Here is a 13,275-nt window from a genome sequence, read left to right on the forward strand (position 1 = left end):
TCGGCTAAATACAAACTTAACCTAAAAAACGATCTATGAATCTTACATTCAAACTGGCATTAGTTTTTTTTCTATTGCTTACCTTATCTTGTAAAGAGCGGCATTTATTTTCGGATCAATCGGAATTGGCAACAGTGACCCGTGATTTCGAAGACAAACAAAAAGCCCTCCCCCACGGGGACCTGTTCCGGATATTTACAACCTCATTGACTACCGAAGAACGTGAAGCCCTGATGTTTCTCTATGCCTACATGCCCATCGGAGATATCACCGACTATAGCGGGGATTATTATCTGATGAATGTCAGATATGCATTGAAAACCAGACAGGAAATGCCTTGGGGTAACCGGGTTCCTGAACGGGAATTCCGCCACTTTGTTTTACCGGTGCGGGTCAATAACGAAAACCTGGACGAATCGCGGAAAGTATTTTACGAGGAATTGAAAGAGCGGGTAAAAAATCTTTCACTTTACGATGCGATACTCGAAGTCAACCACTGGTGTCACGAGAAAGTGATCTATACTCCTTCTGATTCCCGCACCAGTTCGCCCTTAGCATCGGTTAAAACCGCTTATGGACGTTGTGGTGAAGAATCGACCTTTCTGGTTGCCGCTCTCCGTTCTGTAGGAATCCCGGCACGTCAGGTTTATACTCCCCGCTGGGCGCATACCGACGATAACCATGCCTGGGTAGAAGCCTGGGTAGACGGACAATGGCATTTTCTGGGAGCTTGCGAACCGGAACCGGTATTGGATTTAGGCTGGTTCAATGCACCGGCGAGCCGGGGGATGCTGATGCACACCAAAGTATTCGGTCGCTACAACGGCCCGGAAGAAGTCATGAGCCGAACCTCCGGTTATACCGAAATCAATGTTATCGGCAATTATGCCCCGACGACACAGGCAACAGTTACCGTCACAACGCCGGACAACCAACCGGTAAAAAATGCACAAGTCGATTTTAAACTATATAATTACGCAGAGTTTTACACCGTAGCATCTAAAACGACAAATGACCAAGGCAAAGCCTCTTTATCAGCCGGAAAAGGAGATATGCTGGTCTGGGCCACCGACGGCGAACGATTCGGATACGGCAAACTCTCTTTTGCAAAAGATGCTGCAATCACCATCATCCTGGATAAACAAGCCGGAGAGGTAAGTACCCTAGCACTCGACATCGTACCTCCGGCCGAGCATGTCAACCCGGTTACCGTTACCCCGGAACAACGGGCAGAGAACACCCGCCGGATGGCAATGGAAGATTCGATCCGCAATGCCTATACAGCCACTTTTATAAATGCCGGACAAGCTGACGACATCGCCGGTGAATTAGGTTTACCTTCAGCCCCTTTGACGAAACTTCTTATTGCCAGCCGGGGTAACCACGACCAGATACTCGGTTTCCTGCGCCATACACCGAAAGCTCAGCGAGTTCAGGCGTTGCAATTATTGCAAGTGATTTCTGACAAAGACCTGCGTGATACTCCCGAAGCCGTACTCAAAGACCACCTGCAACACACGCCGGTATCTGAAAATCCCTTATTCGACGCGTATATCCTGAATCCACGAATAGCCAATGAAATGCTTACAGCCTATAAAGACTTTTTTCAAAAAGCGATATCTCCCGGGTTAGCCGAAAAAATCAAGGAGAACCCCTCCTTCTGGACCCAATGGTGTATTAAAAATATTTCAATCCAGGACGAACTGAATCCGCAGCATATTCCGATGATGCCTCAAGGAGTCTGGAATTCCCGGATTGCCGACCAACATTCCAGAGCTATTTTTTATGTAGCAGTTTTGAGGAGTCTGGGTATAGCCTCACGTATCGACGAAGTAACCGGTAAAACCCAATATGCCGGAACCGACGGTAAATGGCAGGACGTCGATTTCACTGCCACAACCGAAGCAAATATTCCACAAGGGAAATTGGTTGCCACTTACAAGCCTGTAAAAGCACTCACCAATCCCTTATATTATTCTCATTTCACCCTTTCGAAATATCATAACGGAACATTTCAACTATTGACTTTTCCCGAAGACAACAGTAGTAATTGGGAGAACCTCTTAAAGCACCCGATGTCCCTGGACACCGGATACTATATGCTGGTTACCGGTACCCGGTTAGCCAGCGGCGGTGTACTGAGTAATACGACATTTTTCAATATCGAAGAAGGAAAAACGACCACAACCGAACTCATCATGCGGGAAAATCCGGACGAAGTGAAAGTGATCGGCAGTTTGAATTCGGAAGCTTTCTTCCTTCCGGCAAATAGCTCTGCCCCTCAGAGTATCCTGCAAACCACCGGACGCGGATATTTCATTATCGGTATACTAGGGGCCGGTCAGGAACCGACGAACCACGCCTTACGGGATATAGCGGCTTTAAAACAGGATTTCGAGACATGGGGACGAGGCATGGTATTGCTTTTCCCGGATGAAAAACAGTTAAAAAGTTTTCATCCCACAGAATTTCCGAATCTCCCCGGTACTATTACTTTAGGAGTAGACCAAAATCAGACGATACAAAAAATGATTCAGGAAAATATGAAACTATCGCATGACAATCTGCCGATTTTCGTCATCGCCGATACGTTCAACCGGATCGTTTTTATCTCCCAAGGCTATACGATCGGATTAGGAGAACAATTGATGAAAACGATACATAAATTATAGTTAAAACACAGGTTTATATTTTTCTTTCTATTCGATTCCAGGTTTTATGCCGTCAGACCGGTTCGCCTGGAACGATCCGGTAAGGCTTTCCTTCACTGACCGGGGGAACTCCTCGCAAGCTCGTCAGACACCACCGGTCGGACGTTCGGAAAACCTAACCGGATCCTCGTTCCTGCTCCAATGGTCTTCCGCCACAAATCCCTGCATCTTCTGTTTGTACTACAGTTCAAAGGAAGGAGAAGAAAAAGAAATCAGAAAACCTCTGTTTCATAGTGTTCCTGTTTTCCAAATCAAGATTAGCTTTCCATGCAGTGATAACGGGAGTCTGCGGTGTTCGTGTTCGGGGACCATTGGAGCTTTGGCGAGTGTCGTCTTGCTTTTTCTGAACGACCGACCGGTGGTGTCTGAGCGAAGCGAGTTCCGCCGGTCAGTGAAAGAAAAAGCCAGATGACCGACAGAAGCGACCGGGTCTCCGAACACGAACACCGCAGACGAATAAGTAACAGAACAAACCTACATTATCTCAGGCCTTCAAGTCGTCAGTACACCAGCCTCCGGATCACTTCCTCCACCTTCTCGCTACTACTTACCTCACGTCCGTACTCATCCACTTGCACCGTACCTCCCATTGAAACAGCCGGATTGCGATAAACCATATCGCTCCCGAGGCGGATACGGGCAGAAAGATGGAATTCGAAGGCACCGGTGCTTTCGGCAATCTTCCGCACATTAGCCGCATTGACCCCACACCCGGGCATAATAATTACGTTCCGGGCCCGGGCCACCAATTCTTTCAGCAAAGGCACTCCGGTTTCAGCAGAATTACTTTGTCCGGAAGTCAGAATTCGTGCACACCCGAGCTTTTCGATCGTCTGCAAAGCCTGAAAAGGATCACGGCACATATCGAAAGCCCGGTGAAAAGTCACCGACATTTCTCCGCAAGCAGCCATTAATTTTCTCATAACGCCTTCGTCCACTTCTCCTTCACGGGTCAAACAACCGAAAACGACTCCATCGACCCCCAGTTTTCGTGCCATTTCTATATCCCTGTACATCACTTCAAGTTCATCCTCCCGGTATAGGAAATCACCCCCTCGTGGACGTACGATCACATGCATCCCTGCAGGCATTAACTCTCTTACTAAACAAATCTCACCATACGAAGGAGTCGTTCCTCCCTCCGGCATTCCGGCACAAAGCTCTATCCGATCCGCCCCACCTGCAAGAGCAGCTCTCACACTCTCCACAGAATTAGTACAAACCTCTATTTTAAAATCCTGACGTCGCATACAACTATCTGTCTATTATTTTATGGTCAATTCGATCACGTAATCCAGCTCGGCAGGCACTTCAGCCAACTCCAAAACTACCCCATTCTTATCTTGTGAAAACTTCACCGGTTTCCGGTCTTTAAATACGACAGCACTTTTCACTTTCCCCGTCGTCAAAGGCAAAAACAATCCTTTATCAGGCAAATTCAGAATATGTACATACAGCTTATCTCCTTTGCGGGTCGTTACCCCCCAATCTCTGGGACTGATATCTCCCCCCCGTGTTCCATAAATCGTCTCTCCATATTGCTTCGTCCACTCTCCGATTGCTTTCAGTCTTTCGAGTGCAGCAGCAGGCAATTCCCCGTTAGGCTGCGGTCCGATATTCATCAGGAGGTTTGCATTTCTACCGGCAGCTTTCACCAGATAATGGATCAAGGTTTTCACCGATTTATAATTCTGGTCTACAATTTTATACCCCCACATGCCATTCATCGTCTCGCAAGTCTCTAACGGCAAACGGCTGATGTCCTGTCCGGACAATCCGGCATTATTCTCTCCGGGCAAATCCCGTTCAAAAATCTGAATATCTTCACCGGCAAAAGGTACCTGATGATGGTTATTACCGATCAGACAAGCCGGTTGTAACCGATGGATCATGGCATATTGTTCAGGCAACTGCCAATCGAATCCGGGATCCTGATCATGATCCCACCAACCGTCGAACCAGATGGCACCGATCGGTCCGTAATTGGTCAGCAACTCAGTAATCTGATCGTTCATAAACTGATAATACGTTTTCCATTCTCCATGGGTCGTACGTCCCGTACCACGTCCGGTCCGCCCCAACGGATAATAATCGTCCCGGTCCCAATCCAGATGAGAATAATAAAGATGCAATTTTATCCCTTGTTTATGACATTCTTCTGCCAATTCCTTCAAAACATCCCTGCCGAAAGGTGTCGCCTTGACGATGTTATAATCCGTAAACCGGGAATCGAACATAGAAAACCCCTCATGATGCCGGGTAGTAAAACAAATATATTTCGCTCCGGCCGCTTTTATTGCAGCCACCCATTCAGCCGCATCGAAACGGGAAGGATAAAAAGCAGAAGCCAACTTGCGGTATTCCATGTGGTCCAGGTTCTGGTTCGTCATCACCCATTCTCCCTGAGCCAACATACTATACAACCCCCAATGTAAAAAAATACCGAATTTACTATCCTGAAATTCTTTCCGGGCTTCCAGATTTTCAGGAGACGGTACATAAGCATCCTGAGCCTTTCCACCCAAACAGAGCAGAAGTAATCCTAATACAACAAATCTTTTTTTCATAATTATGGTTATTTATTTAATTCTAAAATCCAGCATCGTCTTTCCATCCAATGTCATTTGCACTTTATCGCCCGGTCTGAGCCCCCGGAAACGGAAGGGGTGTCCGCAAAACAGATAATCACCGATTTTCAATGTATGAAACTCAGACGCAAAAGCAATCAATTTTTCAATACCCACCGGTAAATGCTGTCTATTCCCGGAAGTAACGGCTTCACCGTTGACCTTCATTTCATAGTTTGCCTCCCTGGCTTCCTCTATACCCATCAAAGCACTGATAGCACAAGAGCTGTCAAAAGAGGCTGCCATGATCCCGGGTAATTTTTTTGCAATCAGCTGTTCCTCCAGCGAATCGGCATAAAACCGGACTCCGACTCCGATCTCTTCAAAATAACGGCCGGCAAACCGTTCTCCCACACTTTTTCCCAACTTACAAATTCTGACAACCAACTGAGGCACACCGCTCACTTGTTGTGTATAATCCGGTATATAAAAATCCCCGTTATTCCTCAACAGCACATCATCCCCCACCGGTACGACAGCCACCTCTCCGGCGTCGTTATATTCCGCACACAGTATTTTCATACTTCAATCTTATAAATCAAACTACCGGCTTCCCGTTTAGGTACGTGATGGCCACCTTCAGCATCCCTCCAATACCGATAATCCTCCCCTTTCATTTGTTCCAGCACCACCTTTTCTTTCGGTTTTCCCAAAGCAATCACGTAGTTGATTTTCAGCTCTTCGGGTAAGTGAAACAGACGACGTAAATCTTCATTCCGGAAAGCCTTGATTATACAGCCTCCCCACCCCTTTTCTACCGCTCCCAATAAAATCGTCTGGGCCTGAATGCCGTCATCGCACAAACAATTTTCAACAATCCGGGTATCTAACAACTGGATCAGGTAAGCAGCCGGACGTTCTCCTTCTTCAGGTCCGTCCCAATCTTTCAGATATCCCGCCCAAGCCAGCTGTGGAAAAACCTCCGCACACTTTTCCTCCTCATGAACAATTACATATTTCAAGGCTTGTGCATTCCGGGCGGAAGCACACAAACAAGTCAAACCGACCAATTCTGTCAATTCTTCCTCTGAAATCCGTACCTCTTGCTCAAACCGCCGATAGCTACGATTTCTCAATAATAAATCTTTCAACATATCTGTTTACTTTCAGGTTTATCCTATTTTCGCTGTTTTAATCATTATAAATTGTAAATTTGCCGATACCAGTAGTCCCTACCGACTATTCAACAAAAATAACAACAAAATACAATAAGCCCAAATAACTCTTTAACTTTTAATTCGATATATGGCTTCTTTTCTTCAGTTACTGGCAAAGGATATTATCCGGAAATACGGTACGGATTTCGCCGATCTGACTATTATTTTTCCTAATAAAAGAGCCGGTCTCTTTTTGGCCGAAGAACTCTCCCGCCAAATCGACCGTCCGGTGTGGATGCCGGAGATCCTGACTTTGACAGAATACATCGAAAAGCATTCGGGTCTGAAAAAAGCTGAAACACTTTCTTTAATTATCAAACTCTACAAATCTTATACAGCCGTATCAGGTTCTTCCGAGAAATTCGAAGATTTCTATTTTTGGGGAAATATGCTACTGGCTGATTTCGACGATATCGACAAATACCTGGTAGATGCCAAAGATCTTTTTTCTAATCTGATAGCACTCAAAGAATTGGATTTGAACTTCCCGTATCTGACCGAAGAACAAATCAAGGCCATACACCGATTCTGGAAGAGCTTCAATCCGGAAAAATTCAGCCGGGAACAACAAGAATTCCTAAAAGTGTGGGATAAATTATATGCCACCTATACTCATTTCAAAACTCACCTGGCTGAAACCGGAATCTGCTATGAAGGAATGAACGAACGGTATTTTTGCGAACATATAGAAACCTATGCCCATCCTGCACATATATTAATCGCGGGTTTCAACGCTTTGAACTTATGCGAAAAAAAGATCTTTTCGTTTTGGCAAGATTCGGGAATAGCCCGCTTCTACTGGGATTACGATATTTATTATACTGCTGATGAACATCAGGAAGCAGGCCATTATATCCGGGAGAATCTAAAGCTGTTTCCGAACGAATTGGATATCGAACATTTCAATAACTTCAGATACAACGGCAAAACCATCGAATACCTGGCTGTCCCCTCGACGATCGGTCAGGCCAAGCTTCTTCCTGCCCTGACCGAAAGTCTCCGGGAAGAGAATCCGCGACAGACAGCCATCGTGTTATGTGAAGAACAGATGCTGATTCCCGTGATGCATTCGATTCCGGAGTATTTCTCAAAAATCAATGTTACGATGGGGTATCCGGCACGCAACACTTCGGTGGCGGCCCTCATTTCTATGTTATGCGATTTAAAAAATTATGCCAGGCAGGAAGGCGACACCACCTACTACTATTACAAACCGGTCATCGCTCTGCTGAATCACAAATTAATCAAAGACCTATGTCCTGAAGAGATTCAGCAGATCACCAACTATATCAATCAAAAGAACATCGTCTATGTTATAGAAAAAAGTTTACACTTTCATGAGCTCACCCGGGCTATTTTTTCCTCCGACCAGCACGAAAAGATACCTGTATATCTACTGAAAATCCTGAATTTGCTGACCCGGTCGGTATTGAAAGAAGAAGCCGATCCTATCGAAAAAGAATTTGTCTTTACGGTATATACCCAAATCCAAAACCTGCAAAATACATTCGAAGAAGAGGGCATCGAGCCGGAGAACAAACTTTATATGCAAATCATCAATAAAGTGATCGGTAATCTCAGTATTCCTTTTTCGGGAGAACCTCTGGAAGGCTTACAACTGATGGGATTAATGGAAACCCGTATGCTGGATTTCAATCATCTGATCATCCTTTCGGCCAACGAAGGTATTTTACCCAAAACCACACTTCCCGCTTCGTTTATTCCTTATAACCTCCGATTCGGTTTCCGTTTGCCCACCCCCGAACACCAGGACGCTGTTTTCGCCTATTACTTTTACCGGCTTTTACAACGTTCCAGAGACATTCATATTTTATATACTTCAGGCGTAAAAGGGATGAACGGAGGGGAAATGAGTCGTTTTCTCTATCAAATCAAATATGAATCGGGACTTACCGTAGCGGAAAGGAATTTCCAAAACCCGATTTCTACCCAAAATCCCAAAGAAATCAGAATCGGTAAAACCCCGCCGATACTCCATATTCTGGAGCGGTATACCCGATCGGAGGATCAGACGATCTCTCCTTCGGCCCTAAACACTTATATGGAATGTTCCCTGAAATTTTATTTCAAATACATAGCACAAATAAAAGAGAAAGAAGAACTGGCCGAAGAACTGGACCACCGTCTTTTGGGAAATATCTTTCACGAATGCTCCGAATCACTGTATGCCACGATACCTGGAGGCGAAATCACGAAAGCGGCCATCGATACCATTCTGGCCAACGGATCTCTGATCGAAGAACACATCCGCCGTTCTTATCTAAAAGTATACGACCCGAAAATTTCCAGGCTGATCGATAGCGGCAGCAACGAACTGATCCTGGGAGTAATCAAAAAATACCTCCGGGAGATGTTTTCTTACGATAAAAAGATATGTCCTTTCCGGTTGCTGGCTATGGAGAACCGTTTTCACGTGCCTGTAAAAATCGGTATCGAAGGCCAGGAAAAGACAGTTTTCGTCGGAGGTTTCATCGATCGCATAGACCGTACCGATCAAGGCATCCGGGTAATAGACTACAAAACAGGAGCCGATACGACGGCTTTCAAAAGTATCGCTTCGGTTTTCGATCCGGCAAATCCTACCCGGAATAAAGCAGCTTTTCAGACCATGGTGTATTGCCTGATGTACGATCATGTGCATCCCAGCGAACAGCCTCTGATCCCTGGAATTTACAGTACCAAACTGTTGTTCGGAAAAGATTATGATTTCCGGTTAAAATGTGATAAAGAGCTGATACAAAATTTCCGGTATTATCAGCAGGAGTTTTCGGATCATCTCCGGCAGTTACTGGAAGAATTATTCTCCCCGGAACATCCTTTTTGCCAAACCGATAACGAAAAGAAATGCCGGACTTGCAGTTATGCCGGAATATGCCGCAGATAAAAACGAGAAAGGCCACCGTTTAGCAGTGGTCTTTCATTTCGTAATTCATTGTTTCAGCTCATTTTAGCGTCTTTTGTATCAATACTCGTCCTCGTTGAAGAAATTTATCTATATTGATTATCAATATATTATGCAGAAAACAATGAAATTTGCACAAACAAACCGCACCGTCTGAGACGGTCTGAGGCGATGGGAGGAAATGGTGGACAAACAAATACTTTTGTATTCGATTGAGCAATCATAGTGGATATTAGAAGGCTCTTATATTATACTTAAATACAATATCACTCTTTCTTTCCTCTGTGGATTCCTCCTCCAAGCCACTTGGCTGTAACAAGCCAGTTTTCATAATAGTAAAACCATTCTGAAATCCAAGGAATAATTTCTGTTATTTTGTGCGAAGCATTCCACTCTTCTGATGGACGATGGTAGATACAGAGATGCTGCTTATCCGTATTATAAACATGTGGCAATCCTTTTTCTCCTTCACACAGAGATAACTTATCTAGAGCGAACACATCCACATGTTTTCCTTCTTTGTAGCAAATCTTGAATTGATAGGTTCCGCTTAAAGAGGATGGTTGCACGGAATACTTCCAGCAGAAACTCGTTGGAGTTTCTGCATAGAAGTGTCCATTGGGATACGCTTGTTGCAAAAAAGCCTTCTGATGTGTTTTTGTAAATTTCTTTTCTCTTTGCATTTATTCGTCTCCATGGAATGTATGAGCTTTTACAACTGTACCAACAATTCCTAAAGTACCTGTTATCGTAGCTCTTAATGTGTTATTATCTCTGTTCTTACGCTGATTGTCGGCAATCGCACTAAAAGTCCTCTGCACTACATCTCTACCGAAAGGTTTATTCATCGACTCAGCAATTAATTGCAAACCGCCTCTTTTTTCAATGATTTGCTCCACATCTTGCTTTACTTGTTTTAACCATGCAAAGAAGTTTAACTGTTTCTGCGGTGTTTCTACCCATTTGTCGGCAAAGTTCTCATCAGGATTTACGGGATTACGCACAATACACAGATCGGTATTTGGTTCATGTTCGATATATCTCTCCATGCTGTTGACTACGTTTACCAACGCATCAAGTACATCTGTTTCCTTGTTGTAAGCACGTGCTGCTAGTGTTGTGATAATAATAGAGATTGGCTTGCTTTCATCGCCGTTAAACATTAAGTCACGGTGACGTTTAAGTATTTGAACAACACGTTGCAAAGGACTTTTCTTCTCTTTATATGCTGGCACATTGCCAACTTTAGCTTCGGAAAACAACAGTAGGAATATCCTTAATGAGTTTTATGAGGTCTTTTAGTGCGCGAGTTTGCGAAGCTGGATTCTCTCCAAGTTTACTAAGACCGGCTTGCAAAGTCAAAAAGATCTTTTCATAGACAGAGCGATAGTTCGCACTTACCAAACGGTCGAAATTGTTAAGTGCAGCACTCAGGTCTGCCACATTAAACATAGAATCAGGCTTCAACCATGTACTGAACAGATACTTATACTCGATAAAGTATCCGATATTGTTCTTACAGTACTCAATAGTATCCTTTGCATTAGCATCTTCATAGTCTTCAACAAGAAAAGGCATATCCTCGTCAGTCCATCCATCCTTACGAAGATATTGCTCCTCGTTGTCACAGAGGAACTTGTAGAAAATAAGACCAAGGATATAATCTTTGTATTCGTTGGCATCGATCTTCGAACGCATCTTGTTCGCCGACGCCCATATTTTATTTGCAAGTTTCTGCTTATTCATATATTTACTTTCTAATTATTCTATGCTAGTAGTGTTTTATACATATTTTGACAATTAATTTGACCTTCAGCCAATTTGGTCATTAAGTCACTATGCCATTTTACAACATCCATTACCTAATTAAGGCAAGACCTAAACATGAAATTTAAATCAACCTTCTTGTGTGAACCATCTTGTATAATTATCGATCAGATTCCCTATGATGTAAGATATTGCTTTAGGCATGATGGAACATTCGGCTTACCTATAACCGCTTTTACCCACAATCAATCTTTCAAACATCCAACAGGAACAACATAGATTCCATCAGTCCGTCTATAGGCAAAGTCTCCTACACCAGTTAGTACCATACAAAATGCAGGTGCCTTCATTCGGGAGGTGTCAATAATATTGGTAAGTGCAGTTAATGTTTTAGCACCATCCTCAATAAGTTTTTCTCCGCCTAATTTTATCTCAATTAAACCATATGCACCATTACGCAAATGCACCACAGCATCACATTCCAAACCATTTTTATCCCTATAATGGTAAACCGAACCATCTAAAGCATCCGCATAAACACGAAGATCACGGATACACATCGTCTCAAAAAACAATCCGAATGTATTCAAATCATTAATCAGGTCATTAGGCCCAAGTCCCAAAGCAGCAACTCCCAATGAAGGATCTACATAATATCTTGTGTCAGATGTGCGCACTGCTGTTTTGCTTCTCAGATTTGGATTCCATGCCGGCATATCTTCTATCACAAATATTTTTCGTAAAGCAGTAAGGTATGCTCCTACTGTCTCATCGCTGATGTTTCCTGTCTCATTTGTTGATATATCAGCAAGAATCGTTGCTATGCTTGCTTGAGAGCCCTGATGTCTGGCATATGAACGCATTATTCTCTTTGCTCGCTCCTCGTCTCTTTTTACGTTATCTACTCGCGATATATCACTATTTGTAATGGCTTTATAATACTCCGTTACTTGCGATAATGCTGCCTTTTCAGTTTTCTTTTGCAGAGACTTAGGCCATCCGCCACGACAAACGGCAAATGCAAGCATTGGTAAGGTCAGTTTATTTAATGCTCCTATTCTGTCAGGAGTAAGAAACAAATCCGACAAACTAACCTCTCCTGTAGATTCTCCTGACTCCCAAAGACTCATAGGACGCATAGTAAGCCATCCGTATCTTCCGGTTCCAGTATGATGAATTTCTTTCATATCAACTGGAACTGCAGATCCTGTAAGCATAAACTGACCATCGTCATCTCTATGGTCAACTTCAAACCGAATGGCATCCCAAAACTGAGGAACATGTTGCCATTCATCAATCAAACGTGGAGTTTCTCCTTCAAGCAAAAAACGGATATTTGTTTGTGCCATCTGTTTATACTGTTCTTGCTTTACCGGGTCGTCCATATAGATGATGCTTTTAGCTTGTTGTTCAGCCGTAGTCGTCTTACCACAAGCTTTTGGACCTTCAATTAAAACAGCACCCATTGCCTCTAACTTATCACGCAATAATTTATCTGCTATTCGATTTTTATATTCCATAGATACATAGTTTTTGCAAAGATAGGGAAATAGTTTATGAATCATATAAATTGCAATACAAATTTGGAAGTTTGGACGAAATCCATTTGGTAATTTGGCCTATTTTTGCTTGGTAATTTGGCGAATTATAATTATTTCCTTCGATAACTTTTCGTTTGCTGCTTACATACTGTTACTACCGCAAACATCAGACACCTTCTCCGATACGCCTCTTCCTCCTCATCCGGCCTTCTTCCGTCCCAGCGAAGGTCTGAGTCGGAGTTGCCACCACCGCCGGATGAAACAGCGACAGGCTGTCCGCAAATCAAAGCATCTGCGATGGTGAAGATTCTTTCCCGTACAGACGGCTCAGCCAACTGGTCAAGAAATGTCTGCATTTGTTCAGTCTGATTATCGTTGAGATCCGTCAGTCGTACATACTCCTGTTGCAACCATTTAAGCTCCCGATAGTCCAGCAACGCATTATTCTGCACCGCCTGTATCTGCTGTTCGGCATCTTTCCGATACAGTTCTTCAATCTGACGGACAATCTTCACGAATCGGCTGGCGATAGACCTGTTCTGCTCCTCA

At 43.8% G+C, this 13,275-nt stretch carries 11 protein-coding genes and 1 pseudogene; 3 read left to right on the top strand and 9 right to left on the bottom strand.

Translation table 11 applies throughout. The features are described from left to right. Window positions 1–35: 35 nt before the first annotated feature. Together AC5RDS_RS03990 and AC5RDS_RS03995 are read left to right on the top strand one after the other, a co-directional pair. Window positions 36–2,672: a transglutaminase-like domain-containing protein gene (locus AC5RDS_RS03990; protein WP_172720346.1), complete on the top strand. Its 2,637-nt coding sequence runs from the start codon at window positions 36–38 to the stop codon at window positions 2,670–2,672. A 46-nt stretch (window positions 2,673–2,718) separates the two neighbouring features. Further along, on the top strand, window positions 2,719–3,123 hold the full coding sequence (locus AC5RDS_RS03995; protein ID WP_172721208.1) for a hypothetical protein: 405 nt from the start codon (window positions 2,719–2,721) through the stop codon (window positions 3,121–3,123). 88 nt (window positions 3,124–3,211) lie between these two features. Here AC5RDS_RS03995 and AC5RDS_RS04000 read toward each other — a convergent pair whose 3' ends face one another. Genes AC5RDS_RS04000 through AC5RDS_RS04015 form a run of 4 tightly spaced genes read right to left on the bottom strand, consistent with a single transcriptional unit; the run spans window position 3,212 to window position 6,432 of the window. Further along, window positions 3,212–3,961, bottom strand: coding sequence for a copper homeostasis protein CutC (locus AC5RDS_RS04000; protein WP_175315488.1), 750 nt, complete (start codon window positions 3,959–3,961; stop codon window positions 3,212–3,214). Window positions 3,962–3,976: 15 nt separating this feature from the next. Continuing rightward, a complete protein-coding gene (locus AC5RDS_RS04005) occupies window positions 3,977–5,278 on the bottom strand; it encodes an alpha-L-fucosidase (RefSeq protein ID WP_013611287.1) in 1,302 nt (433 codons plus the stop codon). A gap of 12 nt (window positions 5,279–5,290) precedes the next feature. Continuing rightward, complete coding sequence (locus AC5RDS_RS04010; RefSeq protein WP_118113118.1) at window positions 5,291–5,860, bottom strand: fumarylacetoacetate hydrolase family protein; 570 nt, start codon at window positions 5,858–5,860, stop codon at window positions 5,291–5,293. After that, window positions 5,857–6,432 carry a nitroreductase family protein gene (locus AC5RDS_RS04015; RefSeq protein ID WP_013611289.1) on the bottom strand — a complete coding sequence of 192 codons (576 nt, stop codon included), beginning with the start codon at window positions 6,430–6,432 and terminating at the stop codon, window positions 5,857–5,859. The genes AC5RDS_RS04010 and AC5RDS_RS04015 overlap by 4 nt, the downstream gene beginning before the upstream one ends. 151 nt (window positions 6,433–6,583) lie before the next feature. Here AC5RDS_RS04015 and AC5RDS_RS04020 point away from each other — a divergent pair, with 151 nt between their 5' ends. Continuing rightward, window positions 6,584–9,400 carry a PD-(D/E)XK nuclease family protein gene (locus AC5RDS_RS04020; RefSeq protein WP_175315487.1) on the top strand — a complete coding sequence of 939 codons (2,817 nt, stop codon included), beginning with the start codon at window positions 6,584–6,586 and terminating at the stop codon, window positions 9,398–9,400. A gap of 284 nt (window positions 9,401–9,684) precedes the next feature. Here the strand turns inward: AC5RDS_RS04020 and AC5RDS_RS04025 are convergent, their stop codons facing one another. The 5 genes and pseudogenes from AC5RDS_RS04025 to AC5RDS_RS04045 form a co-directional block, all read right to left on the bottom strand. Beyond that, window positions 9,685–10,101 (bottom strand): type II CBASS E2 protein, encoded by a 417-nt coding sequence (locus tag AC5RDS_RS04025; protein WP_013611291.1) that lies wholly within the window; start codon window positions 10,099–10,101, stop codon window positions 9,685–9,687. Then, complete coding sequence (locus AC5RDS_RS04030; protein WP_175315486.1) at window positions 10,102–10,653, bottom strand: hypothetical protein; 552 nt, start codon at window positions 10,651–10,653, stop codon at window positions 10,102–10,104. 10 nt (window positions 10,654–10,663) lie between these two features. Beyond that, on the bottom strand, window positions 10,664–11,164 hold the full coding sequence (locus tag AC5RDS_RS04035) for a type I restriction-modification system subunit M N-terminal domain-containing protein (protein ID WP_041556412.1): 501 nt from the start codon (window positions 11,162–11,164) through the stop codon (window positions 10,664–10,666). A 266-nt stretch (window positions 11,165–11,430) separates the two neighbouring features. After that, the gene (locus AC5RDS_RS04040) at window positions 11,431–12,705 is read right to left on the bottom strand and encodes an ATP-binding protein (protein ID WP_013611293.1); all 1,275 of its coding nucleotides are present in this window, start codon (window positions 12,703–12,705) and stop codon (window positions 11,431–11,433) included. A 131-nt stretch (window positions 12,706–12,836) separates the two neighbouring features. Further along, window positions 12,837–13,275, bottom strand: a pseudogene (locus AC5RDS_RS04045) (MobV family relaxase); the annotation flags it as partial.

This window comes from Odoribacter sp. (assembly GCF_985060555.1).